The 25,947-nt window shown below is 46.0% G+C and carries 18 protein-coding genes; 9 read left to right on the forward strand and 9 right to left on the reverse strand.

Going from position 1 to position 25,947, the window contains the following annotated elements:
- Nucleotides 1-3: 3 nt before the first annotated feature.
- Nucleotides 4-798 (reverse strand): phosphatase PAP2 family protein, encoded by a 795-nt coding sequence (locus AB9P05_RS21455; RefSeq protein WP_371910887.1) that lies wholly within the window; start codon nucleotides 796-798, stop codon nucleotides 4-6.
- A 337-nt stretch (nucleotides 799-1,135) separates the two neighbouring features.
- Between AB9P05_RS21455 and AB9P05_RS21460 the strand changes: the two genes are divergently transcribed.
- Complete coding sequence (locus tag AB9P05_RS21460; protein WP_371910888.1) at nucleotides 1,136-1,492, forward strand: response regulator; 357 nt, start codon at nucleotides 1,136-1,138, stop codon at nucleotides 1,490-1,492.
- Between the two features lie 79 nt (nucleotides 1,493-1,571).
- On the opposite strand, the gene AB9P05_RS21465 is transcribed toward AB9P05_RS21460, so the two are convergent.
- Nucleotides 1,572-2,741, reverse strand: a complete 1,170-nt coding sequence (locus AB9P05_RS21465) for a M57 family metalloprotease (protein ID WP_371910889.1) — start codon at nucleotides 2,739-2,741, stop codon at nucleotides 1,572-1,574.
- Between the two features lie 3,937 nt (nucleotides 2,742-6,678).
- Nucleotides 6,679-7,722: a formylglycine-generating enzyme family protein gene (locus tag AB9P05_RS21470; RefSeq protein WP_371910890.1), complete on the reverse strand. Its 1,044-nt coding sequence runs from the start codon at nucleotides 7,720-7,722 to the stop codon at nucleotides 6,679-6,681.
- Between the two features lie 205 nt (nucleotides 7,723-7,927).
- On the opposite strand from AB9P05_RS21470, the gene AB9P05_RS21475 reads away from it, so the two are divergent.
- Entirely contained in the window at nucleotides 7,928-8,557 is a 630-nt protein-coding gene (locus AB9P05_RS21475) for a hypothetical protein (protein ID WP_371910891.1), read from the forward strand.
- Between the two features lie 205 nt (nucleotides 8,558-8,762).
- Here AB9P05_RS21475 and AB9P05_RS21480 read toward each other — a convergent pair whose 3' ends face one another.
- Nucleotides 8,763-9,518: a Bax inhibitor-1/YccA family protein gene (locus AB9P05_RS21480; protein ID WP_371910892.1), complete on the reverse strand. Its 756-nt coding sequence runs from the start codon at nucleotides 9,516-9,518 to the stop codon at nucleotides 8,763-8,765.
- Between the two features lie 206 nt (nucleotides 9,519-9,724).
- Here AB9P05_RS21480 and AB9P05_RS21485 point away from each other — a divergent pair, with 206 nt between their 5' ends.
- From AB9P05_RS21485 to AB9P05_RS21495, 3 genes are all read left to right on the forward strand, one after another.
- Nucleotides 9,725-10,561, forward strand: coding sequence for a CPBP family intramembrane glutamic endopeptidase (locus AB9P05_RS21485; RefSeq protein ID WP_371910893.1), 837 nt, complete (start codon nucleotides 9,725-9,727; stop codon nucleotides 10,559-10,561).
- A 1,222-nt stretch (nucleotides 10,562-11,783) separates the two neighbouring features.
- A complete protein-coding gene (locus AB9P05_RS21490; RefSeq protein WP_371910894.1) occupies nucleotides 11,784-12,665 on the forward strand; it encodes a hypothetical protein in 882 nt (293 codons plus the stop codon).
- Between the two features lie 516 nt (nucleotides 12,666-13,181).
- Complete coding sequence (locus tag AB9P05_RS21495) at nucleotides 13,182-13,577, forward strand: hypothetical protein (RefSeq protein WP_371910895.1); 396 nt, start codon at nucleotides 13,182-13,184, stop codon at nucleotides 13,575-13,577.
- Nucleotides 13,578-13,633: 56 nt separating this feature from the next.
- On the opposite strand, the gene AB9P05_RS21500 is transcribed toward AB9P05_RS21495, so the two are convergent.
- From AB9P05_RS21500 to AB9P05_RS21510, 3 genes are all read right to left on the reverse strand, one after another.
- Nucleotides 13,634-14,389, reverse strand: coding sequence for a DUF6090 family protein (locus AB9P05_RS21500; RefSeq protein ID WP_371910896.1), 756 nt, complete (start codon nucleotides 14,387-14,389; stop codon nucleotides 13,634-13,636).
- A 159-nt stretch (nucleotides 14,390-14,548) separates the two neighbouring features.
- Nucleotides 14,549-15,052 carry a hypothetical protein gene (locus AB9P05_RS21505; protein ID WP_371910897.1) on the reverse strand — a complete coding sequence of 168 codons (504 nt, stop codon included), beginning with the start codon at nucleotides 15,050-15,052 and terminating at the stop codon, nucleotides 14,549-14,551.
- A gap of 1,768 nt (nucleotides 15,053-16,820) precedes the next feature.
- Entirely contained in the window at nucleotides 16,821-17,684 is an 864-nt protein-coding gene (locus AB9P05_RS21510; RefSeq protein ID WP_371910898.1) for a DUF1080 domain-containing protein, read from the reverse strand.
- Between the two features lie 887 nt (nucleotides 17,685-18,571).
- Between AB9P05_RS21510 and AB9P05_RS21515 the strand changes: the two genes are divergently transcribed.
- From AB9P05_RS21515 to AB9P05_RS21530, 4 genes are all read left to right on the forward strand, one after another.
- Nucleotides 18,572-18,979: a hypothetical protein gene (locus AB9P05_RS21515; RefSeq protein ID WP_371910899.1), complete on the forward strand. Its 408-nt coding sequence runs from the start codon at nucleotides 18,572-18,574 to the stop codon at nucleotides 18,977-18,979.
- A 152-nt stretch (nucleotides 18,980-19,131) separates the two neighbouring features.
- The gene (locus tag AB9P05_RS21520; RefSeq protein ID WP_371910900.1) at nucleotides 19,132-19,668 is read left to right on the forward strand and encodes a hypothetical protein; all 537 of its coding nucleotides are present in this window, start codon (nucleotides 19,132-19,134) and stop codon (nucleotides 19,666-19,668) included.
- A gap of 593 nt (nucleotides 19,669-20,261) precedes the next feature.
- Nucleotides 20,262-20,717, forward strand: a complete 456-nt coding sequence (locus AB9P05_RS21525; RefSeq protein WP_371910901.1) for a hypothetical protein — start codon at nucleotides 20,262-20,264, stop codon at nucleotides 20,715-20,717.
- Nucleotides 20,717-21,781, forward strand: a complete 1,065-nt coding sequence (locus AB9P05_RS21530) for a serine/threonine-protein kinase (RefSeq protein WP_371910902.1) — start codon at nucleotides 20,717-20,719, stop codon at nucleotides 21,779-21,781. The genes AB9P05_RS21525 and AB9P05_RS21530 overlap by 1 nt, the downstream gene beginning before the upstream one ends.
- A gap of 402 nt (nucleotides 21,782-22,183) precedes the next feature.
- Here AB9P05_RS21530 and AB9P05_RS21535 read toward each other — a convergent pair whose 3' ends face one another.
- Together AB9P05_RS21535 and AB9P05_RS21540 are read right to left on the reverse strand one after the other, a co-directional pair.
- On the reverse strand, nucleotides 22,184-22,861 hold the full coding sequence (locus tag AB9P05_RS21535; RefSeq protein ID WP_371910903.1) for a hypothetical protein: 678 nt from the start codon (nucleotides 22,859-22,861) through the stop codon (nucleotides 22,184-22,186).
- A 265-nt stretch (nucleotides 22,862-23,126) separates the two neighbouring features.
- Complete coding sequence (locus AB9P05_RS21540; protein ID WP_371910904.1) at nucleotides 23,127-25,445, reverse strand: YecA family protein; 2,319 nt, start codon at nucleotides 25,443-25,445, stop codon at nucleotides 23,127-23,129.
- Between the last annotated feature and the right edge of the window lie 502 nt (nucleotides 25,446-25,947).

Below are 25,947 nucleotides of genomic sequence, written 5' to 3' on the forward strand. Positions count from 1 at the left end.
GCATCAAAACCGGTACACGAGCAGGAAGCTATTACTGCTCATGTTGAACTGCAGGTTTTTACCCAGCCCCTCAGGCAGGGCCTTGCGGTGGAGGTAGGGTACCAGCAGGCCCACCCCTGCCCCTACGGCATAGCCTGTAATGATGTCGGTAGGAAAGTGCATGCCTGAGGTATATCTGAGTACGCCTACGGCGCCGGGCACTACCACCGCGCCGGACCAGGCCACCCACTTCCACAGGTCCCTTTGGCTATACTCCTGCACCAGTGAGGCGGTGAGGAAGCACACTGCAGCCGCATTGGCCGTATGGCCGCTGAAAAAGGAGTAGCGTGCATCGCGGATGTCTTTGGGTTCATCAGATGAGGGATTGTACACATAGGGCCGGGTACGGTGTGCCAGGCCTTTGGCCATACCAATGGCCCCGTTCACCAGCAGCACTGTCTCTCCGTACATAAAGGCTACGGGGTAAAAGTCTCTCCTGCCTTCCTCTGAGGTAAATACGGACAGGGGAGCCAGTCCCGAAGCGAGCACTACCACTGTGCTTACGAGGTCGTCATGCGTGCCGCTTTGTCGTGTAGCTCCGCGGTCGAAGGCATTGACTGAAGCAGGGTCCAGGGCATCAATCTCCGCCTGGCTGAAGGTTTCCACCTGCCGCTTCGCAATCTCACCGCCTATGAAGAGGGCTGCCCCCCCTAATATGAGGGAGCCGTCCTTCTTTTTGTCCAGGTCAAACCCCTTATCCTGGGCCTGCAGGTTCAGACTGAAAAAACTAAGCCAAACGATCAGTAAAGTATGTCTCATGCAGGTTCCGGGTCATCCTGGTAAATTGTAGCGTACAGTGAACGGGCACAGAAGAAAGAGGTTTAGAAATTTCAGGATTTGAGGTAATAGCGGGTACCGGCACTGATCCGAAATTCGCATATAACCAGTTAATTAGCAGGAATAGGACTCCCCTCCATTCACCCCGGTATTTTAAAATATACCGGCCTGCATTGGCTGGTTCGCCGATTAGGTTACTTAATTCGCCAATTCACACCTGTATCGGGCAAACTTTTGTGTGTCAGGGGTTTCACTTTTTCAAAATTCTAGTAAATTCGTTCTTACTTTTTATATTTCGTAACTTCCTTTTTTACAGCTTATGCAGCGTATTGTAGTGGTTGAGGATAATGATAGCCTGGCTCTGGTCATGGAAACTGTCCTGTCCACAGCCCATTATCAGGTACATATAGCAGGCAGTGGTGAAGAGGCCCTTAACCTGGTTCAGGAGCATCGCCCGCGGCTGATCTTTATGGACCTGGAGCTGCCTAACATGGATGGTTATTCCACGTGTGCCATACTTAAAAATGAATATCCCGACACAAGGGTGCTTGGCTTTTCGGCAGATATGAGTCCTTCGGTAAAAAGAAAATGCCTTGCGGCGGGTATGGATGATGCCTACGACAAAGCCGTTGAGCCGGAAGAATTAATCCGGATCACCCGCCAGCATATCAGCTAGAAGCATCCCGGCCAACGAAACGAATACAAAAAGGGCAAGCTGTACTGGCTTGCCCTTTTCATTTAGATGGGTAGAGGGCTTAATCCCTTTCCAGCCTGAAGTAGCTGTCGCTTACATCCCAGCGGGAGCAGTTACCCGGATCGCTGATGCGTATCTGGAAAGAGGAGCGGTTATCATGCTTAATAGGCCCTACTGCCCAGCTATAGCTACCTGTATTCGGTACGGTGGTGCTTAGGGAGGTGCCGTTCCAGTTATTCATGTACAGGTCTCCGTATGAGAGGAGCTCCAGTTTTACCTGGCTGCCGGTAAACCTGGCGGTGTTCCACCGGATGGTGTAGGTGTCGTTTTCGATTAATTCCTGGCCACCGTTGGGGTAGGTAAGCCAGTCGTTATAATAGCTGCTTACTGCCTGGCTGGGGCAAGATGGTTCCGGATAGAGGTTGCGTACCGCTATCTGGTCGTAAGAGCTGAAGCCTGCCCATGAGTACAGGGCGGTACCGCCGTTCATGACAGACCCTCCGTCGCTGGCAGGCGTACCGGGCACCTGTACGGCACCCACCGTACCGGCAGACTCGCCGCGGGAAGCGTAGTTACTGTGGCGGAAGCCAATGCAGTGGCCCAGCTCATGCACCATATTGTAGCGCTTGGTGGACTCGGACACATTCATATTCGAGTAGAAATCCGGGTTAATGAGCACCTCTAGGTAGGGCTTACCTGCGGAAGGGAAACCGGCGGCAGCAATCACATTAGCAGGCAGGCTGCCATTATCAAAGCGGACGGTGATGTCCTCATATCCGCCATCTTCCTGAAACTGTATGCGGCAGTTGGTTACATTCGTCCAGTCCTGCATGGCGAGCAAAGCGGCATTGTACCAGTTGTCATTATCTGTGGTCTTAACATTATACAGGTTTACGCGTATCACCTGGTTTGCAGTCGTGACCAGATTGGACGTTCTGTACTGCTCCTCATTTACGCCCTTTTGAGCTCCGGCCTCAAAGGGCCACTCTTGTATGTCTTTGCTGAAAAGCATATCCCCTTCCACGAGGAAGTAGCCTTCAATGGACAGTATGTCTTCTGCCTTAAATCCGAATTCAAGCAGTTTTTGCACGACGGGGTGTTCTGTTTCCAGAACCGCTTCAGTAGCGGGGTCCATTTCTTCAAGGACTGTATTGTCCTGGCAGGAAGAAAAAATAAGCATAGCGGTTGCTATAAGGGCTGCAAAACGGCTGCCCGGTGTTAGTCTTTTCATAAATAGGGTAATGGTTAAGAAAAGACGAATGTAGCGCCGCTGTATTATGTCAGGATGTCCAACCGGTTATGATATGGTGTCTGTCCTATTATCATACTGTATATATGCGTGTAATGATAACAGAGGGGAGGCCTTTTGCTACGGATACTGTACCTGACATAACTATAGTGTGCAATTATGGGCTGGTTTTCTTCGCGAGGTCTAACTTCACAGCAATAACGGATATGAAGTACCCTATGGGGAAACTGAGCGATAGTAGCAGAAAGTAATTACTGGTTTACACTGCGCGTTTGTCCCCCTTCCGTCTGCGAAGGTAGGGTTGTGGTATAGTCAATAGTACCTTTTCAAAATAACTGAAGTATATATGGTCGCTTTGGTTGCGCAGCCACCTTCCCCAAGGGGGAAGGAATACGTTTAGACCCAGCCTTGTGCGGCGTGCTGACACAAGCGGACGGAAGGGGTCCTCTCCTGTCTGGCAATCAGCAATGTGAGGTCACCATTTCCCTTTATTGGAATTTAGCATAGTGGGGCTAGGGTAGGCATCGTAATTAGTCCCCCTTCCGTCTGCGAAGGTAGGGTTGTGGTATAGTCAATAGTACCTTTTCAAAATAACTGAAGTATATATGGTCGCTTTTATACCGCAGCCACCTTCCCCAAGGGGGAAGGAATACGTTTAGACCCAGCCTTGTGCGGCGTGCTGACACAAGCGGACGGAAGGGGTCCTCTCCTGTCTGGCACTCAGCAATGTGAAGCCACCATTTCCCTTTGGAATTTAGCATAGTGGGGCTAGGATAGGCACCGTAATTAGTCCCCCTTCCGTCTGCGAAGGTAGGGTTGTGGTAAAGTCTATAGTATCTCTTCAAAATAACTGAAGTATATATGGTCGCTTTGGTTGCGCAGCCACTGGTATGCCGAATTGTCGGACCACAGCCCAGCTTCCCCAAGGGGGAAGGAATACGTTTAGACCCAGTCTTGTGCGGCGTGCTGACACAAGCGGACGGAAGGGGTTCTCTCCCGTCTGGCACTCGGCAATGTGAAGTCACCATTTTCCTTTATTGGAGATTAGCATAGTGGGGCTAGGGTAAGCACCGTAATTAGTCCCCCTTCCGTCTGCGAAGGTAGGGTTGTGGTAAAGTCTATAGTATCTCTTCAAAATAACTGAAGTATATATGGTCGCTTTTATACCGCAGCCACCTTCCCCAAGGGGGAAGGAATACGTATAAACTCAGTCTTGTGCAAGGTGCTGACACAAGCGGACGGAAGGGGTCCTCTCCTGTCTGGCACTCAGCAATGTGAAGCCACCATTTCCCTTTATTGGAATTTAGCATAGTGGGGCTAGGGTAGGCACCGTAATTAGTCCCCCTTCCGTCTGCGAAGGTAGGGTTGTGGTATAGTCAATAGTACCTTTTCAAAATAACTGAAGTATATATGGTCGCGCTTTGGTTGCGCAGCCAGCTTCCCCAAGGGGGAAGGAATACGTATAAACCCAGCCTTGTGCGGCGTGCTGACACAAGCGGACGGAAGGGGTCCTCTCCTGTCTGGCACTCAGCAATGTGAAGCCACCATTTCCCTTTGGAATTTAGCATAGTGGGGCTAGGATAGGCACCGTAATTAGTCCCCCTTCCGTCTGCGAAGGTAGGGTTGTGGTAAAGTCAATAGTACCTTTTCAAAATAACTGAAGTATATATGGTTGCGCAGCCACTGGTATGCCGAATTGTCGGACCACAGCCCAGCTTCCCCAAGGGGGAAGGAATACGTATAAACCCAGCCTTGTGCAAGGTGCTGACACAAGCGGACGGAAGGGGTTCTCTCCTGTCTGGCAATCAGCAATGTGAAGCCACCATTTCCCTTTGGAATTTAGCATAGTGGGGCTAGGGTAAGCACCGTAATTAGTCCCCCTTCCGTCTGCGAAGGTAGGGTTGTGGTATAGACTATAGTGCCTCTTCAAAATAACTGAAATATATATGGTTGCTTTTATACCGCAGCCACTGGTATGCCGAATTGTCGGACCACAGCCCAGCTTCCCCAAGGGGGAAGGAATACGTATAAACCCAGCCTTGTGCAAGGTGCTGACACAAGCGGACGGAAGGGGTCCTCTCCTGTCTGGCAATCAGCAATGTGAGGTCACCATTTCCCTTTATTGGAATTTAGCATAGTGGGGCTAGGGTAGGCACCGTAATTAGTCCCCCTTCCGTCTGCGAAGGTAGGGTTGTGGTATAGTCTATAGTACCTTTTCAAAATAACTGAAGTATATACGGTCGCTTTTATACCGCAGCCACCTTCCCCAAGGGGGAAGGAATACGTTTAGACCCAACCTTGTGCGGCGTGCTGACACAAGCGGACGGAAGGGGTCCTCTCCTGTCTGGCACTCGGAATGTGAAGTCACCATTTCCCTTTATTGGAATTTAGCATAGTGGGGCTAGGGTAGGCACCGTAATTAGTCCCCCTTCCGTCTGCGAAGGTAGGATTGTGGTATAGACTATAGTGCCTCTTCAAAATAACTGAAGTATATATGGTCGCTTTGGTTGCGCAGCCACTGGTATGCCGAATTGTCGGACCACAGCCCAGCTTCCCCAAGGGGGAAGGAATACGTTTAGACCCAGTCTTGTGCGGCGTGCTGACACAAGCGGACGGAAGGGGTCCTCTCCTGTCTGGCACTCGGAATGTGAAGTCACCATTTCCCTTTATTGGAATTTAGCATAGTGGGGCTAGGGTAGGCACCGTAATTAGTCCCCCTTCCGTCTGCGAAGGTAGGATTGTGGTATAGACTATAGTGCCTCTTCAAAATAACTGAAGTATATATGGTCGCTTTGGTTGCGCAGCCACTGGTATGCCGAATTGTCGGACCACAGCCCAGCTTCCCCAAGGGGGAAGGAATACGTTTAGACCCAGTCTTGTGCGGCGTGCTGACACAAGCGGACGGAAGGGGTCCTCTCCTGTCTGGCACTCGGAATGTGAAGTCACCATTTCCCTTTATTGGAATTTAGCATAGTGGGGCTAGGGTAGGCACCGTAATTAGTCCCCCTTCCGTCTGCGAAGGTAGGATTGTGGTATAGACTATAGTGCCTCTTCAAAATAACTGAAGTATATATGGTCGCTTTGGTTGCGCAGCCACTGGTATGCCGAATTGTCGGACCACAGCCCAGCTTCCCCAAGGGGGAAGGAATACGTTTAGACCCAGTCTTGTGCGGCGTGCTGACACAAGCGGACGGAAGGGGTCCTCTCCTGTCTGGCACTCGGAATGTGAAGTCACCATTTCCCTTTATTGGAATTTAGCATAGTGGGGCTAGGGTAGGCACCGTAATTAGTCCCCCTTCCGTCTGCGAAGGTAGGATTGTGGTATAGACTATAGTGCCTCTTCAAAATAACTGAAGTATATATGGTCGCTTTGGTTGCGCAGCCACTGGTATGCCGAATTGTCGGACCACAGCCCAGCTTCCCCAAGGGGGAAGGAATACGTTTAGACCCAGTCTTGTGCGGCGTGCTGACACAAGCGGACGGAAGGGGTTCTCTCCTGTCTGGCACTCAGCAATGTGAAGCCACCATTTCCCTTTGGAATTTAGCATAGTGGGGCTAGGATAGGCACCGTAATTAGTCCCCCTTCCGTCTGCGAAGGTAGGGTTGTGGTATAGTCAATAGTACCTTTTCAAAATAACTGAAGTATATATGGTCGCTTTGGTTGCGCAGCCACCTTCCCCAAGGGGGAAGGAATACGTTTAGACCCAGCCTTGTGCAAGGTGCGGCGTGGCGTGCTGCATTGGCGCACGGAAGACGCAGGACTCACCGTAGCAGAGGTGATGCGTTTTATTATCCGGCTGAAAAAGTGATGCGTTTGGAAAAGGGTAGAAACAGGTGATGGGTTTCGGTGAGTGGAAGGCGCTGGTTATTGAACCGGATGATGAACAGGAAGCGTTTATAACCCTCCTTGACTTTAATTTCAATTGGCATCCTTCACACAGCGGAAGCCGGTGTGATTAAAGCCGGAGTCGCGGGAGGAGCTCATGCGGCGGGCGGTGCGGTAGCCGCTGCAGTAGTCATTATTGCACAGGAAGGAGCCGCCGCGAATGACATGCTTGGGGGCATTTGGCTCCCGCGGATCGTAATAGGCCGGTGAGCCTTCGGGGTCGCTGACGGTTCCCAGGCTGGCATACTGCTGGTAGGCACGTACGTCGTAGCGGTCCTGGCACCACTCCCATACGTTACCGGCCATGTCATACAGGCCGTAGCGATTGGGCTCAAAGGATTTGACAGGGGCGGTACCTTCATAGCCGTCCATAAGCAGGTTGGCATAGGGGAAGTTGCCCTGCCAGAAGTTGGCCTTGCGCCAGGCACTTTCCACCGGCTCATTGCCCCAGGGGTATTTGGCGTCCTGCTTCCCTCCCATGGCGGCCCACTCCCACTCTGCTTCCGTAGGCAGGCGCTTGCCGGCCCACCCGGCATAAGCTTTTGCATCTTCCCAGGCGATGTGCACCACGGGGTGATCCATTTTATCCTCTATGGAGCTACCGGGCCCCTGGGGGTGCCGCCAGTTGGCCCCGGTGGTCCACTGCCACCATTGGCTGTAGTCCTGCAGGTTCACGGCCGTATCGGTCTTTTTAAATACCAGTGAGCCTGCCAGTAGCACGGAGTCTGCCGGCCCGGGGGTACCTGCTGGCAGTTGCTTTTTCATCTCCTCCCAGTCAATGTCGCGCTCTGCTATGGTCTTGTAGCCCGTGGCTTTGGTAAAGGCGATAAACTCCCGGTTGGTCACTTCGGTAGCATCCATGTAGAAAGCGGACACCTCCACCTGGTGACGCGGAAATTCATCCTGGTAGGCGTCCTCTGATCGTCCGCCCATGGTAAAGCTGCCGGCAGGTATGGCCACCATACCCTCAGGCACTTTGCGCGTACCAGCGGCACCTGTCTCCTCCTTACTGTCGCCGGACTGGCAGGCAGAAGTAAACCAGGCTATCGGGAGTAGGAAAAGGATGGCTATTCGCATAGTAGAGGTTTAGTAGGGCATCCAATATAGGGGATAGCCGATTGATAATCTACTTCTGTACCCTTAGATGGTGACTATGAATCTCTTTCTAATGTGAATGAACCGGAATCTAAGCCGCAGGATCAACAGTTTTTGTGATAGCGGGAAGGTTTACGCTTGGAAATCCAGGCGTTTCCGCGAACTTCGCAGCAGAACAGAGCATACCATGGCAGCACCTAATATTGACGACGAAAAGATTGAAAGCTTTTGGGATTGGTTTACTGAAAACCGCCGAAAATATACCTCCCTGCAGGACTTGCCTGAGGAAGAGGTAGAGTCTCTGCTGGAAGAGTTCCTGGCGGCCCTCCATGAGGTAAACCAAAACCTGTATTTTGAAATTGGCGGCCTGCCGGATACTCCGCAGAAGGAGCTCATCATCACGGCGGAGGGGGATAAAGAGTACTTCCCGCTGGTGGAAGAGGTGGTGGACCAGGCGCCTTTCTTTCCCGAGTGGGACATCATTGCGTTTAAGCAACCTGCAGGTCCGGACTTTGTGATCTCTTACGAAGACCAGGACTTTGAGCCGGAGCAGACGCTCTTCATTCCGATTGAGCCTCAGACAGACGATGCGATCACGGGCCTGAGGGTTTGCTACGCTGATTATAACGAAGGGGATAAGGGCACTTTTCTTCACGGCACCTACCTGATGCTGGATTACTTACTGGGGGAAAAGTCGAGTACACTGGACATTGACCACCTGGAGGTGGGCCCGATCCCTGTGGACGGGGAAGCCTCGAAGCCCATGCCTCTGAGCGGAATTAAGGCCTATATTGACGGAAAGAGGGAGGAGAAGTAGTTGGGGGTAGTCTGATGGGAAAGCTTCAGGATAATATGATTGATCTGATTTTATCATTCATAGGAAAAAAACAAATCCATCAGTTCTTAACTGACTCTTGAGTGGCCAAAGGCGTGGGATGTCTGAAATAACCAGCTATAGCCTTCTAAGATAAGCACAAAAAAGCCCGGCAGTGACCGGGCTTTTTTATACCTATTTGAAGCGATTACCTCTCTCTTAGCTTAGAGATGAGTCTGAGTATTTCGATGTAGAGCCAGATGAGGGTGACCATAAGGCCAAAAGCGGCGTACCACTCCATGTATTTTGGCGCATTGGATTCTGCCCCTTCGGTAATGAACTCGAAGTCGAGTACGAGGTTGAGTGAGGCGATACCTACTACGACGAGGGAGAAGATAATGCCAAAGGTGGAACTGCTGTGTATAAGGGGGATCTGAAACCCGAAAAACCCGCCAATGAAGGAGATAAAATAGAACAAGGCAATGCCGGCGGTGGCAGAGACTACAATGAGCTTAAAGCGCTCGGTGACCTTGATAATACCCATACGGTATACGACCAGCAGGCTGAAGAGTATGCCCATGGTAAGCAATATGGCCTGCAGCACGATGCCGGGGTAGATGTAGTTCATGAAGGCCGAAAGGCCACCCAGAGCGACTCCTTCGGCCAGACAGTATAGAGGGGCCAGGTAGGGGGCGGTGGTTTTCTTGAAAATGATAATAAGGGCGAGTACCAGCCCGGTAATGCCGCCGCCGATGAGGTAGGGTTGTACTACGGAAGGGTCGGTGGCAGAGTGGAACATCTGCCAGGTAAAGAGCGCACCGGCAAATACGAGCAGGGTGAGAAAGCCGATCTTGTTGACGGTGCCTTCTATGGTCATAGATGGCTCAGCGCTCAGGTTACGTACGGCGGCCTGGGTAAAGGTACCGCTGCGCAGGGCAGGGTTTTTAGATTTGAAAAAGGACATGGTTATTTAGTTCACTTATATAAAAACAGAATACTATTTATAAAAGAAATGCTATAAAGATAGGCAATGACAGGATGTATGCGGGGGAGAGGTAAGAAAATAAGGGAATATTTAGTGTATGGAAACGGGAAGGTGTTGCCGGCGGCCTGATAGTTATTACGTTTGATCTAATAGGTGGGGCTGGAGCCCCACGCCTTTTTAAACAAATGGGTATCTTAGGTGATAGCTCACCTTATGCCGAAATGAATAAGCTACTGCACCATCCTATTATCAAATCTATTCTCTTCTGGGTGTTGTTTGTGCTATCGCTTAATGTGGGGTATATCGTTAGCTCCTTCCTTCCGGAGGGCCTGCGGCATTATGGTCTAGGCGTGCTGGGTACTCTCTTTGCGGCAGGGCTCACATATGGCGCACTCAAGCTCGAGGGTAGAACTTTCCGTGATATCGGCCTGCGCTGGGAAGCACTTACACTACCGCGGTTTCTGGGAGGCTTTGCGGGCGGAGCAGTCGTCTTTGGTCTCATCATAGCAGGCATTGTGCTACTCACGCCCATGAAGCTGGTCATGGCCCCCTCTCCTGACCTGTCAGGCGCCCTGGTGGTGGCTACGCTGGCTCTTATCCCGCAGGCATGGATGGAAGAGGTGGCTTTCAGGGGGTACCCACTGGTAGTGCTTGAAAAGCAGTATGGCGTTCGCACCGCCATCTATGCCGGCGGCTTTGCCTTTGCGATGTATCATTTCATTCCTGCGGGCAACCTGGTTGGCGCCCTGCTCGGCACCGGTATCTGGGGCATTGCATACGGCTACATGGCCATCCGCACGGGAGGCATCGCCTTTCCGGTGGGCTTTCATTATGCGCTCAACCTCTCGCAAGCCGTTACGGGTATGAAAGCGCCCTACCCTGCGCTTTGGCAACTGAGGGAAGCTGATGCTACACCCGAAGCCGCCCCGTTCACCATGGACCAGGTGGGCCTTGGTGCACAGCTCATCGTATTGGTAGCTTGTGTGGTTCTGATCGAATTGATGGTGAGAGGAAGGCGGTAGTACCAGCCGGGGGCTGCGTGCCTACGGCACTTAGGGTTTTCTTCGGTTCTATTGGCTACAAAGGCGTCGTCCCGATGGGACTGGTGGGGCTTTCATGGTACATTTTGCATGGGTTTTGAAAGGCGGATTGTGGGACCTCGATAGTCAGACCTCGAAAGTCGAACCTCCCGAATGCGGACCTCTCCCCCAGGGAGCATAGCCGTCAAGCTAGCAGGCACAATAGCATATTACCCTCCCGGGAGCCGGGCTCGCAGGCGACTGGGCTTGATTCCCTTTCCGTCCGCGAATCAATTTTTGAGGGAAGATAACTACATCTCTTCGATATGCTTCCTGCAGTACTCATGCTTACCACGGCGGCCACCTTTCCCTAAGTAGCCTTGTATTTCATTTGGCTTCTCTTGGGGAAAGGAATTTTTTCGGAAGGGAGGCAAAACTCTATTACCCCTTTGTCGGATCCCCGAGTGTCGGACCTCTCCTGAGTCCAGGAGGGGAATTTTGGCACCTAGCTTGTGGGCTGTGCTCCTGGCAAGCGAGTGGGGGTAGCAGCTGCCTCCGGGCTAAGAGCCAGACGATGCCTCGCGGAGTGCAACTCGCGGAGTGCAACTCGCGGTGTTCCGACACTCGGTAGTTAAGGGGAATATACGCCCCTTCCTTGGTTTGCTGCCTGACGGGACAAGACGCGATGAATCGCGTCTCTACAGGCAGGGGTGGTTTAGCTTTACGGCTATGGAGGGGTGCACGGATATAGTTAAGGAGAGTATATACTCTTTCCTTGGTTTGGTGCCAGCCGAGACAAGACGTGATGAATCGCGTCTCTACAGGCAGGGGTGGTTTAGATGACCTGGTGGTTTTATTCTTTTTTCAATGCCGCGGGTGCCTGGGTTGTGATGACTGAATTGCCTTTTACGGGGGAAGGTACATGGGGTGATCATATAGGATGGTTTGCTGAGAAGGTGAGGTAGCCTGTTTCGTGTTTACCGGAATAGTTATATATACACGTGCTTATGGATTTGGGGCATGTGCTTATAGGATACCCACGGGATACCCACAGGATGGGCAGAGGGTAAGAAAGGGACTGATATAAGATATATTATAGATTGGGGTGTATGGGGGTTGTTTGTATTGTCATTATATATACTGATAATCTTACCTGAAATACGGGGGAACTGTGTGTGGGGTTAATTTTGACAGCAATAAGCATGAAATAAAAGCTGAGGAAAGAATGGCTGTCATAGAGAATAATCCATGGATAGAAGGGGCGCGAGGTATGGTGCGGGGCGCGATCGTGTACCGGCAGCGGGCGGGCAGGACGATTGTGTCTGCCCGGCCGGCCACATCATCGAGGCCTCTGAGTGAGAAGCAAAAGGCGCATCACAGAAGGTTCAGGGAGGCTACGGCGTATAGCAAGCGGGTGAAGGAGGATGATGAGCTGTTTGCGAAGTATGCGGCAGCGGCGGAGGGCTTTATTTCGTGGCAGAACGTGGCGGTGAGGGACTATATGTATGCGCCAGTGGTGGAAAAGGTGGTAGCAGAGGGGTTTACGGGGAAGGCGGGTGAGGTGCTGGAGGTGTATGGGTCTGATGACTTTGGCATTTGTTCTTTGCAGGTGAGGGTGATGGATGGCAGGGGTGCTGTATTGGAAAGTGGTGAGTGCATTGAGCTGATAGCGAATGAGGTGTATGCTTATTACCTGAAAAGGGATGTGGATATGGCGAATGGGGTATCGGTACGGGTGGAAGCGGCAGATGCAGCAGGAAATGTGACGGTGTATGAGGAGGAACTAGTGGCAGGGGGTGATGAGGTTGGGCCGAGTTCAGCGGCTTCTGACGGGGGCCCTGTGGATAGGGACAGAGGGGTGGATGGGTTGCGTGCCTATGGGCTACAAAGGCGAGGTTACGAGGGGACTGTTATGGTGTTAGGCGCAGGCGATGAGGGATTGAAAATACCCTGGCGACAAGTGGGCTGCGTGCCTACGGCACTTAGTTTTCTTCGGTTCTATTGGCTACAAAGGCGTGGTCCCGATGGGACTGGTGGAGGCTCTTATGCTACATTCTGCATGGGTTTTGAAAGGTGGATTGTTGGACCGGCATTCCGGTGGAAATAGCATTAGAAGCTGCCGTAACTGGCTGCTTTAAAAAGCATTCTGCAAGGACCACCGAGTGTCGGACCCCGATAGTCGGACCCCGATAGTCGGACCACCGAAAGTCGGACCTCCCGTATGCGGGCCACCGAAAGTCGGACCACCGAGTGTCGGACCACCGAGTGTCGGACCACCGATAGTCGGACCTCCCCGAAAGTCGGACCTCTCCTGAATCCAGGAGGGGAATTTTGGTGCTTAGCTTGTGAGCTGTGGGCCTGTTTGGCGAGTGGGGGTAGTAGCTGCCTCCGGGCAAAGAGCCAGACGACGCCTCGCGGAGTGCGACTCGCGGAGTGAGACTCGCGGTAGTTGAGGAGGGTATATACTCCTTCCTTGGTTTGGTGCCAGACGGAACAAGACGCGATGAATCGCGTCTCTACAGGCAGGGGTGGTTTAGCTTTACGGCTATGGAGGGGTGCACGGATATAGTTAAGGAGAGTATATACTCTTTCCTTGGTTTGGTGCCAGCCGAGACAAGACGCGATGAATCGCGTCTCTACAGGCAGGGGTGGTTTAGCTTTGGGGCTGGAGGCGTGCACGGATATAGTTGAGGAGAGTATATACTCCTTCCTTAGTTTGCTGCCAGACGGGACAAGACGCGATGAATCGCGTCTCTACTGGCAGGGGTGGTTTAGCTTTACGGCTATGGAGGCGTGCACGGATATAGTTGAGGAGAGTATATACTCTTTCCTTGGTTTGGTGCCAGCCGAGACAAGACGCGATGAATCGCGTCTCTACTGGCAGGGGTGGTTTAGCTTTACGGCTATGGAGGCGTGCACGGATATAGTTGAGGAGAGTATATACTCCTTCCTTGGTTTGGTGCCCGATGGGACAAGACGCGATGAATCGCGTCTCTACAGGCAGGGGTGGTTTAGATGACCTGGTGGATTTATTCTTTGCTGATTGCCGCGGGTGCCTGGGTTGTGATGGCTGAATTACTTTTTACTTTCGATCTCATCATCCAGCTCGGAGACAAGGGTGGCATATTCGGATTGCAATTCCTTACCCTTTATCATCACATCACTCATTTTATTAAGAAGTAATACATACATGTTATTCACTTTGGGGGAGCTAAACGTTTTTACGTAAAAGGCCTTATCTCTTTGTTCTTCCTCTTCTGACCTTTTCTTAAGCCCGGCCAAAACGGCCGGATCTATGATGTAATTATCGATGAAATATACTTCTAAGTGATCTCTGGTGTATTCTGTGATTTCATCCTCACTTTCCTGGTAATCACTAACTCTGTCATACAGCCTGGATATTCTGTTTTTCAGAGAATCGTTCGTTATTAATTCAATTTTACCCGAATTGATGATGGAGCTGTAAATACCGGTAGAGGGGTCGAAGGTGTAGTTTCTGACGTTTGTGTTAATCAGGGAGTCAAGGTAGCCGATAGGTTTGTTTGATATATTATTAAAGATGGCTTTTTGCAGGCTTTCGTTCCGTACTACTTGTGCTTTGTAGATATAATCAAACTCGGCAATGTTCATCCTGATGGACTCCTTCAAACTGACCAGCGTTTTCAGCTCCTCCTTTTTCATTTGCTCCCTCTGGTTCCAGTTGTTTATCTGCAAGGCTATGAGAATACCAATGACGACAAGGATAATCTCTCCGATGGCGTAGGTAAGGTATTTTCCAAACTCATTTTTCGAGAGAAGTTTTCTACGGACTTTCCTGAATATCTTAATCATCGATTACCCGGTAATGAGGCACAACCGCCAGTTATCATCTGTAAGCCAAGGCTTATTAAACTTCTATAAATGTATCTGATCCATGCTGACTATGCAAATGCCTATATGGTAGGGGCTGGCAATTCCGTATCATGCTATGCTTTAGCCAAATAACCTGTTTCAGAATGTTTCACTTTCGTATGCATAATAGTGGTACTTGTCTAATTCGCTCAGCTCAGTACCGGTTAGTTGCTTTACCAGCTTCTCAATAGCCATTAAAGGGTGAGAGGATGTGATTTCTGCCTCGAGAGGCTCTCCTACTTCTCTGACTTCTTCATCGGAATAGGTATCACGCAGCTTTTTCCCATTTTCATATAAGGAGAATATATAAATGCCCTGCTCATGATCGATGAACAAGGTCAGCACCTTAGCATTTGCTGACAACTTTTCTAATACATCGTCCTGGGAATACATATAGATGTCGAATATTAGGGTACCTTCGTTTATCGTCCCCATCAGGGAATGCCCCATTCCCATATGCATATTACCAGCTATGACCCTCTCTATGGACAATTTATGGGTAAGTCTAATTTTGCCGGAATAAACTTTATTAAACAGGCTCTGGTAGTTATCATTAAAGGTCTGGTCGATTATGACACAGGATAAAGCAAAAGATTGGTTCATGTTTATATTAGGTTGTGTTCACCCCTAATATACAAAACAAGTTTACTTATATCCCTACTCATCCCGTGTTTTGAAAAAGGTAGCTTATGGGCACAGATTTGGAGCAGGATTTTATGGATGAAAAGATGGTCAGGATTAATATTTGATTGCAAAGCCAACTTAATGCTCAATTCCCGGGCGGAATTCAGGGCCGCCTAGGCCGGGATCCCCTACTTATACTGTAACAGGTCAATATGACCACAAACGAATAGCAAAAATTCCTTCCCGGGGGGAAGCTGGGCTATGGTCCGGCATTCCGCTGGGCCGGCATTCCGGGGGTCCGACAATTCGGCATTCCGCTGGGCTGGTATACCAGTGGCCGCCAGAGCAATTGTAGCCTACAGCACCACCCCAAATTTGATACCCAAACCCTTATACCTACCTCAATCTAGCTTGGCGGAAGGAAGGGGTTAGACGGTATCTACTTGCATCATGACAGCTTAATGTGAGCCCGGAGGAATGGCACAGATTTGGAGCAGGATTTTATGGATGATTTTGATTGTCAGGATAGAAACATTTGAGCTTACCCGATAGATCGAGAATGCAGCGGCAAGTACAATCAAAAATTCCTTCCCTTTTGGGGAAGCTGGGCTGTGGTCCGACAATTCGGCATACCGCTGGGCCGGCACTCCGGTGGCCGCCTAAGCAAAATATGACGTACAGAACCACAATCAATTCGAAATACCTACCTCAATCTAACCAGGCGGACGGAAGGGGTTAGACGGTATCTACTTGCACCATGACAGCTTAATGTGAGCCCGGACGAATGGCACAGATTTGGAGCAGGATTTTATGGATGAAAAGATGGTCAGGATTAATATTTGATTGCAAAGCCAACTTAATGCTCAATTCCCGGGCGGAATTCAGGGCCGCCTAGGCCGGGATCCCCTACTTATACTGTAACAGGTCAATATGACCACAAACGAATAGCAAAAATTCCTTCCCGGGGGGAAGCTGGGCTATGGTCCGGCATTCCGCTGGGCCGGCATTCCGGGGGTCCGACAATTCGGCATACCGCTGGGCTGGCATACCAGTGGCCGCCCGGACGAAAGTGACCTACAGCACCAACCCAAAATTTGAAACACAAACCCTTATACCTACCTCAATCTAGCCTGGCGGACGGAAGGGGTTAGACGGTATCTGCTTACACCATGACAGCTTAATGTGAGCCCGGACGAATGGCACAGATTTGGAGCAGGATTTTATGGATGAAAAGATGGTCAGGATAGAAACATTTGAGCTTACCCGATAGATCGAGAATGCAGCGGCAAGTACAATCAAAAATTCCTTCCCTTTTGGGGAAGCTGGGCTGTGGTCCGACAATTCGGCATTCCGCTGGGCTGGCATACCAGTGGCCGCCTAAGCAAATATGACGTACAGAACCACAATCAATTCGAAACACCACCCCTAATACCTACCTCAATCTAGCCTGGCGGACGGAAGGGGTTAGACGGTATCTGCTTGCACCATGACAGCTTAATGTGAGCCCGGACGAATGGCACAGATTTGGAGCAGGATTAGAAAAGATGATTTGCGCCATGCAATGGGATTGTCAGGATAGAAACATTTGAGAGCAAAGCCGTCCTAATGCTCAATTCCAGGGCGGAGAAAGGGGCCGCCCACTTATGCAGAAGGCCCGTTTGGGTGGCTAAGGGTAATACTACCTATCCTGCCATTTAAGGCAAGCGACAGGAATAGCGGGTTATTATCCCCTAAAAAAAGCTGATAATTAATTAAACAACTGCACGTATTCAGCGGGTAAAGAGGCTAAGGGGCGAATGGTTATATCCTTGTAAAATACCTCGGCTGCTTCGCTCTGAAGCTGGATCCGGCCACGAACTAAAGGAATCTTTTTCCCATCCTTCACATACCTGGAATTTGCGAGTACCATGACTACCTGCCCGTTTACGATATGGACACTTTTGTCTTCATAACAGATTAATTCGACGGTATTCCACTCGCCTTCGGGCTTTTCATAATTTGCACTGCGAAGGCAGAAGCCGGGTATGGTTTCTTCAGTACCTAGGGGTAAAAAGGCCTGGCTGGTATCGGCTACGGGGTTCATGATGTATTCGGGAATAAAGGCTCTAATATCTATTGCCGACGTAGCCTGACTCCAGTAATCGCCGGTATGCCCCTCCATGATTTGCAATTCCTGCGACAGCATCCACGTCCGCCAATGTTCTGCCCCGTGCGGGCCTATGGAATGATACAGTATACCCGAGTCCTTTAGTTTATCCAGGCGGGGTACCCACTTCTTCTGTCCCCACCTATACTGCAGGCGTAGGTGGTAATTTTCAAATACCTCTTTAGAATACACACACCCGTATATTTCCCCGCTTACGCGCAGCAACAGTTCATTATTTTCCTCAATCACCGAAAACACATTGAAGGAGTCACTGTCCACGCCGATAGGCTGTATGACATTACCGGCTGAATCGACGGGCTGCTCACCGTTATACTCATTCTGGTGGCGGTAACTCAGGTAACTCTGCCACTGGGACATATCCTTATCGAGAAGGCTTGTCCATTGCTCTTCCTTTTCTGCACAGGAGTAGAAAAGTGGCAATAAAAGAAATAGTAGTCTTTTCATCGGGGTATCATTAGGCGAGGCTGGGAAATAGTTAAGTCATCCAATATAGAAAGATTAATGCGACAAAGGTAAGTCACCGGCCAGGCTTTTAATGAAAAGTAAAGGTATAAGGCAGGAATACTCAGCCCGGGTAAATACTGAACTCCCCTACCGTACTCTATGCCCTATGCACAAGTAAGCCGAACAGTAACATATTATATAGATAAGCTCAGACCTGGCAGCTTTGCCGGTTTTAGGTAAGTACTAATCCCCGGCCAAGTGAAACGCGTGCCGGGGTCCCCATAGTCTGGTAGATCACTGCTATACCCTCCTTGTTAGAAAAGTTGACTTTTATACTTTAATAGATGGCATTGCCATACGCTACAGCCTGCATGTTTTAGTCCAATCCCTTCCGGACCATCCAGTCCGGACGATCCAGTCTGGACGATCCATTCCGGACGAACAGCACCCATTGCATGGCGCACTTTAACTAAGTGGGGTTGGTGTGATTGCGCCAAAGGGGTAGCCGTCAAGTTAAGGAGGTAAAGAGTTTAAAAATAGCATATTAGCAATTTTCCACACTCGGGGAGCCTAGCCGACAAATTAAGAGAGGAGTACACTGAAGTGATTACTCTCTTGCCACTTACTGCATGTACCACCGGAAGCCGGCCCAGCGGAATGCCGGACCACCCGGATGCGGGCCACCCCGAAAGTCGGACCTCTCCTATTATCACAGGAGGGGAATTGGTGCTTAGCTTGACGGCTATGGCGTCAAAGGGGGCATAACCATCCAATTTAATAGGTATACAAGCTTGCTAAGAAAGGTTTGTATATACAACTTGATATTGTTAGTTTCATTTTAATGTTTTGGATAAGTTTGTTTATCAAAATGTTACCACACATTGAAAATGATTACGGAAATACTTGAAAAACTTGGACTTAGAAAGAAAAAGTCGACTGACTATTATACGGTTGATAAAAACTACCATGAAGTTTTCAAGTATGAATTCATGCCGACCTTTGACAAAGAAACTGACGATTACATGATTCGGTTTTCTACTGCGAAAAATGGCGACCATTTACTTGAAAAATTATTGATGATAATTGACCGACTCGGATTTGACTCTGACGGAACAAGCGAGATGATTGACGAAATTTGGATAAACGCCAAATCTACAAATGGACGTATTACAATTACCAAAGATATTTGGGACTTTGTATTCATATTGGCTGAGAACAACAAAGCCGACTTAGAAAAAATTGACGCTGAATTGAACAGGTCAAATGACTTTGAAAAAATGGAAACTGAAAAATAAAAAAAACGTGTGCCAACACAGCATATAGCTTATGGCGGGTAAACAGCTGCCAGCAAGGTTTTCGCTCCGTAGCCAGCTTTGGTTTCGGGGGACAGGAAAGTGCTTCAAAACCGCCACAAGCCATATGCAAAACGTTGTGCAACATTGAAAAAATGAAAACCCTGAAAATAATATTGATATCTGTAGGACTTCTAGTTCTACTTGCCATCGGACTTTTCTTTGGCTCTATTTGGTATTATTCATGGCAGGACAGCAAATTCTATAATGTTGAAGTCCCAGAAGGAGAAAATTATCATAAGCCAATTGAATATTTAAGCAATCAACAGATTGACTCGCTAAAATCCTTAAAAATTGACTCTGAAAAAATTGAAATCATTGGGACAGGTTATGGCGGATATAATTTTTATATGTGGCATAAACCGACCGAGAAGGGAGAAATCTATATTAAGGGTTTTGAAATTACTAGGAACCAAAGACTTTCAGAGTGGAAACTAACAAATAGAACCAAGAATACGATTACAGAACTGTCTGATGACTTCAAAGTGTTTACGGGTAGAACAGTTATTGACGAAGGAACATTTGAGAAATTCTATCCTGCAAGATTTGAACTTTGGTTTAAGTCTGCAATGGACGGAACAGAAAGGAAACTAACTGAAAAGTCCTACTTAATAGATGGATGGGACAGATAAAAAATAAAAAACTAGCCACAACAACACATATAGCTTATGGCAGGTGAACGGCTGCCAGCAAGGCTTTCGCTCCATAGCCAGCTTTGGTTTCGGTGGACAGGAAAGTGCTTCGAAACCGCCACAAGCTATATGCAAACCGTTAGAAAAGTTGACTTTTATATTTTAACAGGTGGCATTGCCATACGCTACAGCCTGCATGTTTTAGTCCAATCCCTTCCGGACGATCCAGTCTGGACGATCCATTCCGGACGAACAGCACCCATTGCATAGCGCCCTTGAACTAATTGGGGTTGGTATGCTTGCGCCAAAGTGGTAGGTGAGTTTAGTTGCTTAATAGGACGATCTTTCATGACAAACTCCTGAAAAGAAGCCAATTGCCCTATATAGATTTTAATAGTAGCCGTGCTATAGCGTTTAATAGCCAAAAGTCGCTTAAAGTCAGAAAAGGTTTACATAACCATCCAATTTAATAGGTATACAAGCTGGCTAAGAAAGGTTTGTATATAGCTTGATATTTTTTGGTTTTATTTTAATGTTTTGGATAAGTTTGTTTATCAAAATATTGCCACACATTAAAACCAACTTTAAATTCAATGAAAGTTTTAGGAATTAGAAACAGCCCAACTGATATCAGATTCGCCATATCTGAAAAAATTAATGGTTCAATCTCCTTAGAAAATATTTCAGGAGAAAATAAGCTTGTCTTTCCGAAACATCTTACTTTGTTGAGTGAAAAAGTTGGTTGGCTATACCAAGAGTTTGACAATATTCTTTCAAATAATCCAGATATACAGATTATTGCGGTGAAACAAAATGAAAATGTAAGCACAAAATATTCAAAAGTACAAGAGACTGCTTTTTATGATTCAATCGCTCATTTAATAGGAAATCACAAAGGAATTCCTGTAAATTCTTACGTGTATAACAATATTGGAACTAGAAGCAAAGAAGTTCAAAACTTCGCTGAAAGTTACGCAGGGAAAACAACAAAACATTGGAATTCAAAAATGGCTGACGCAATTGCTGTAACAATTAAAGAGCTTAAATAATGGCATTTTCAAAAGGAGACATTATTTATAAATACAAACTAGTTCAAACTCTAGGAAGTGGAAATTTTAGTTCTGTATGGTTGGCAAAAGACAATTCCATAGATGCTGATACCGCATTGAAAATTTTAAATCCATCTTTTCAAACAGTAGCCCAACTTTTAGAGGAAGCCCGTATTGGTAATAAACTAAACCATAATAATTTATTGAAAATTCAATACGCCGATGTAGTTCCTTACAACGGTGGTCAACTCACTTTAATAGCACAAGAATATCATCCAAATGGCTCAATTGTAGGATTATTAAATAGTGGTAACTTTTTGGATTTACCCGTTGCAATTAGACTTTTCTCAGATATTTTAAGAGGGCTAGAACATTTGCATTCACAAGGATTTTTTCATAACGATATAAAGCCTTCAAATATCTTAATCGGAAGTAATAATGAAGGCGTTTTAGCTGATTATGGAATAACAGGAGCTTCTGGTTCTTCAGGAACTGCAATTCCTAAAGATGCTTATATAATTCATCGAGCACCAGAAACATTGACAGGCAACTATATAAATGTTCAAACTGACATTTATCAAACTGGCGTTACATTTTTTAGATTAGTAAATGGAATTGGCAACATAAAAGATGAGTTCCTAAAATATGGCGAGGCTAAATTTGAAGATTTAAAGGCGAAGGGAAAGATTCCTGATACAAAAAACTATGAGCCTTTTGTACCCCAAAGAATTAAGAAAATAATTAATACTGCTGTTAATCCTGACTATTCAAAGAGGTATTCATCTGCTTTAGAAATGCGAAGAGAATTGGAGAAGTGTTTCTATCCTGGCTATTGGACTATGGATTCTAATGGAAATTTAATCGGCAAAGGTTCTAAATATCATTATAGGTTTGAGATAATTGCTAAGAAGAATTCAAAATTTGACTTTATCCCTTATAAGAAAAACATTCAAACTAACAGAGAAACAAAAATAGGCACTCATACAATAAAATCAGCTGAAAGTAAACCAATTGAAAAAGCAAAAGAAACATTTATAAAATGGGTAATAGAAAATGCGAGCTGAAATAAATAATGTGTGGCAACATTGTATAAAAATAATAGCGGTTTACTCGCTAAAACGAAAATGAATTTTATAAATCTAACAACTGTAACAGACGGAAAGGTAAGTACATAAAATCCGCTACTATTCTTATACGAAACCGTTAGAAAGTTGACTTTTATACTTTAACAGATGGCATTGCCATACGCTACAGCCTGCGTGTTTAAGTCCAATCCATTCCGGACGATCCAGTCTGGACGATCCATTCCGGACGAACAGCACCCATTGCCTAGCGCCCTTGAACTAATTGGGGTTGGTATGCTTGCGCCAAAGGGGGCATGGCAGTCTGAACCTGGGTTGTGCCCTGATAACCCAGACTTTCTTTTGTTTCCTGACAGGCAAGGAATTCTAAACTGGCAGTTCCAATTATTTTGTTCCAAGAAGCTTTTGCAAAACTGCAGTTACTTTTTTATGAACTTCTTCAACTTGATTTTTTGAATATTCAAATTCTCCACCGTGCGCTGCATCATTTCTCATTTTGGCAACTGCTTCTAGCTCTGTTGCTTCAAATGCTGTTAACACTCCAATTTCCGGAGATTTTAATTTATGAATAAGAGGATTCAAGGTATCTCTTTGTCCAATTTCAATTAATTCAGATTTGGCTCTCGTTTTTAATCCTTCTTCAAGAGATGCTCCAATCAGGACCGCCGCTGCTCTCAAGTATTTCTTTTGAATCAGGTAGTCTGCTTCATCAAGTAGACCACTAAAAACAGCAGCTGAAACAGAAAGATGGTAATCTATTGCCAAACCAAGAGAGTATTCATCTTTTGCAGACTTGAGAATACCAAGCGCAGCTCCTATATTCATTTTTTGGCCTGGCCCACCAATAACCCAGATTTCAAATTGTTTAACAAAACGGTTGGTGGATACAGACAGTTTATCTAAAATATTCAGACAACTGGTCGACCATCGTGTGAATGAGACAACATCTTCAATAATTCCTATTTCATTCGCTTTAAACTCCTCCCATAGTCTTTCACCTTCTGAAATTAAAGAAGTTAATCGTTCAAGAACAGACTCATTGGTATAGGTCTTTTTGTCCATATATATGATTCATTAAATTAAAAGAGATGCTCGAATAAACAAACAGGTTAAATTAGGTAAATTGAGAATTTGATTTAAAAAAAAGTTGTGGTTATTTAAGTACCCCCTTAGACTAAAACTGCAAAAAGGTTAAGGTCACCTCAAATGCAAACACATCCGCTAGAGTCTGCAGTTGCAATAAAAAGATTGTATGGTACCAGCGCGATGCTGGCACCAATGGGGGCTAAGAAGAGGTATTTACTGCACATTAACCCGTAAGGAGTTATTAACCACAGCATTTCTTATATTTCTTACCACTCCCACAAAAACAAAGATCATTTCGACCTATTCTTTCTCCATCGGGCTTTCGAACCAAAGCCTCATTTGTAGGTAAAAATTGTATCATATCTTCCAAATTTGTATTGAACCCCCATTCATCATCATAGTAAAGCAGTACATCAAACAATTTAGAGCTACTCTTCAAGCTTCCTAAGCCTAACCATTTTCTTGACTTACTTTTATACTTTTTGGCTTGGGTAAAATCTGCTAAAATCCTTTTCAATTCATCTAGATTATCTTTTTTATGAGAAAAATAGGTAATACCGAATGAAGTTTCACTCATAGGCATTGTCATGTTATGATTTTCATGATCAATTATAGTCTTTCTTTTTGTAGCTTTCATGTATTTGATCAAACTATCAACAGAATCACCATTGAAGTCCATCAGGGCAAAAATTATATCAGTCTTTTTAGGGTCATCAAATGCTCCAATCAAGTCAATTAACTCTTCGAAATCCTTATTTATCCATCTATTTTGGTAAGGGTCACTTTCCTCTGAAGTTTGAACTCCCAGTTTGTATGGGTAATAGTTCCTATCAATAACTCCTCCAAAATTTGCATCTAATGAGACATGATCTTGATCAGGAAATTTCCATAACTTATGTATTAAATGGTAACCTAAATAAACCAATTCACTATCAGCCTTAAAATAATCCATCAAATCTATCCGTTGCCGTACGTAATACATAAACTTATATGGATTATTGAGATAATACACTAGGATTTCTAAATCGAAGACTGTTAAAAACAACGGATAAGGGTCATTTTCATCCTTATGTAAAAGGGTATGGGCTTGATGTGTTAAAGCTGGATAGTTCTCCGATGTGACCCCCATGATATACACATCGTCAATTTCATCAGCAAAAGTAATTTGGCCACCATATTCATCAAAGAATTTAGGCTTATTGCTCAAGACACTATTTCGTGATATAACACCCTGGTCATAAGCATCCTGAACAGCACCTTGAAAGTCTTTTCTCAACTGGTCAATACTCCCTTTTCTAGATAGTAAAGCAAGCTTTTTTGATTTTATCTGAACACATAAGGCTTTGTTACCCAAAATACATAAAACGTCTATATCTGTAGCATCAACTCCCTTTTTAGATGACACCCTGACAGATTTAAATGTATTTTTCTCACCAAATACAGATTTTAAGAAGTCATAGCATATTTCTTCACTACTATTTCCTCTGTTCTTTGCTAAATCATTCAGGTAAGATGCATCCTCTCCCATCCAATAAAAAGGACTTTCATAACATGCTTCGTACAATAAAAAAGGTATAGGTATAAAAAAACTATCCTCACTTATTTGAAGTATGGGCTGTGCTGTGAATCGATTAAAATCTCCAATAGTTTTAAATCCTTTATTTAAACCTTTTTGATTAATCTTTATAGAAAAATTTTTTAAAAATGAATCAATATCTAATTCAGATGCAAAATCTTGCTTTTTAACAACAAATAAATGAAGTAAATTTTTGTAAAACTTATCCCATTCAAGTTCAGAAAAAGAAGTAGAATTATTATTCTGTTGACCTCCATCTTTTCCAAAAAGCTTAATATATTGAAAAAATTCAAGGTTAGATAAGGCTTCATTTAGCATTACCATATTACCTTTAAAAGTTTTTTTTAACTCCTTCCTTATTTCTTGATATTTCTCTTTCAGGCTATAATAATCAACAATATCACCCTTTCTATATAAAACCTCCTTGATGTTATGTAATATTAATTTTGTTTCTTCAAAAGAGAAACTTCTATTTTCTAATAGCCATTTTTTATCATATTTATATTTTTTATCTAAAAAATCTATATATTGAAAATCATAAACACCATCATTTGCATAGAAAATAGGTTCTATAAACATATTTTCATTTTCATAGAACAACTTTCTTTCTGCCTGAAGGCCTAACAAATCAACATTCCTTGGGACTTCTAAATCCACTTTAAGTTTTTCAAAGAAAGGGTACATCAATGACTGGTGAAGATCATTCATAAGAGCATATGTTCTCTTTTTTAATTTTAAGACTTCTCGATGGTCATTGGGATATGAAAAATCAATATCTCTTTTTATTAATAGCCCAATGATTAAAGCCACCTCATTCTTATTTAATCGCTCTATAAAATTCACTTCGTGAATTTCTTCTAGCCTTAGCCGGAAGCTTTCTACAATTATCATACATAGAGAATAAATGTATCCCTTGGAATAAATTACATCCTCTATTTCCTTAATCACATCTTCAGTTTTCTTGATATCAGTATTACTTGTCATTTTATACTAACGTTATATTATTTAACTTAGTCAATGGTGGTTAATCTAGCAAAACTACCATATTCCCTCCAACTAAATTACCCCTCAAAACCAAAATTCTTTCCCAAAACACTTCTACATTTTTCCAAACCTCCACAGCCCCCGTGGAAAAAAACAAAACCACATCTCTTCGCCACACCAGCCAGCACCCACCACCCCCAAAATATTGCACAAAACCAATAAACCCACCCTCCTAAGTCACTCAAAATCCACCACTCCCAAATCTCAAAAAGCCCCTTTCCAACCAATAGAGTCACATTTTCAAATTTAGAGACTGGGACATTAGCTCAACATAGACTCATGGTAGACTCACGGAAGGCTCATGGTAGCCTAATGAAAGGCTAATGAAGGCAAAAGACGAATTGTACAAAGCAAAGAAGGCCCCTCCTGGCACAGCCGATGACATAAGCGTTCCTACTGATACCCTCAAGGATCTCTCCTGGTAGTCTCAAGGGAGTACCAA

This window comes from Roseivirga sp. BDSF3-8, assembly GCF_041449215.1.
In the GTDB taxonomy this organism is placed as follows: Bacteria; Bacteroidota; Bacteroidia; order Cytophagales; family Cyclobacteriaceae; genus JBGNFV01.

Coding starts and splice junctions, on each gene's coding strand:
- AB9P05_RS21465 (WP_371910889.1), bottom strand. CDS start 2,741: ATGAAAAGACTAACACCGGGCAGCCGTTTTGCAGCCCTTATAGCAACC.
- AB9P05_RS21505 (WP_371910897.1), bottom strand. CDS start 15,052: ATGAACCAATCTTTTGCTTTATCCTGTGTCATAATCGACCAGACCTTT.
- AB9P05_RS21470 (WP_371910890.1), bottom strand. CDS start 7,722: ATGCGAATAGCCATCCTTTTCCTACTCCCGATAGCCTGGTTTACTTCT.
- AB9P05_RS21455 (WP_371910887.1), bottom strand. CDS start 798: ATGAGACATACTTTACTGATCGTTTGGCTTAGTTTTTTCAGTCTGAAC.
- AB9P05_RS21460 (WP_371910888.1), top strand. CDS start 1,136: ATGCAGCGTATTGTAGTGGTTGAGGATAATGATAGCCTGGCTCTGGTC.
- AB9P05_RS21515 (WP_371910899.1), top strand. CDS start 18,572: ATGATTACGGAAATACTTGAAAAACTTGGACTTAGAAAGAAAAAGTCG.
- AB9P05_RS21535 (WP_371910903.1), bottom strand. CDS start 22,861: ATGGACAAAAAGACCTATACCAATGAGTCTGTTCTTGAACGATTAACT.
- AB9P05_RS21490 (WP_371910894.1), top strand. CDS start 11,784: ATGGCTGTCATAGAGAATAATCCATGGATAGAAGGGGCGCGAGGTATG.
- AB9P05_RS21500 (WP_371910896.1), bottom strand. CDS start 14,389: ATGATTAAGATATTCAGGAAAGTCCGTAGAAAACTTCTCTCGAAAAAT.
- AB9P05_RS21540 (WP_371910904.1), bottom strand. CDS start 25,445: ATGACAAGTAATACTGATATCAAGAAAACTGAAGATGTGATTAAGGAA.
- AB9P05_RS21480 (WP_371910892.1), bottom strand. CDS start 9,518: ATGTCCTTTTTCAAATCTAAAAACCCTGCCCTGCGCAGCGGTACCTTT.
- AB9P05_RS21495 (WP_371910895.1), top strand. CDS start 13,182: ATGAATCGCGTCTCTACAGGCAGGGGTGGTTTAGCTTTGGGGCTGGAG.
- AB9P05_RS21485 (WP_371910893.1), top strand. CDS start 9,725: ATGGGTATCTTAGGTGATAGCTCACCTTATGCCGAAATGAATAAGCTA.
- AB9P05_RS21510 (WP_371910898.1), bottom strand. CDS start 17,684: ATGAAAAGACTACTATTTCTTTTATTGCCACTTTTCTACTCCTGTGCA.
- AB9P05_RS21520 (WP_371910900.1), top strand. CDS start 19,132: ATGAAAACCCTGAAAATAATATTGATATCTGTAGGACTTCTAGTTCTA.
- AB9P05_RS21525 (WP_371910901.1), top strand. CDS start 20,262: ATGAAAGTTTTAGGAATTAGAAACAGCCCAACTGATATCAGATTCGCC.
- AB9P05_RS21530 (WP_371910902.1), top strand. CDS start 20,717: ATGGCATTTTCAAAAGGAGACATTATTTATAAATACAAACTAGTTCAA.
- AB9P05_RS21475 (WP_371910891.1), top strand. CDS start 7,928: ATGGCAGCACCTAATATTGACGACGAAAAGATTGAAAGCTTTTGGGAT.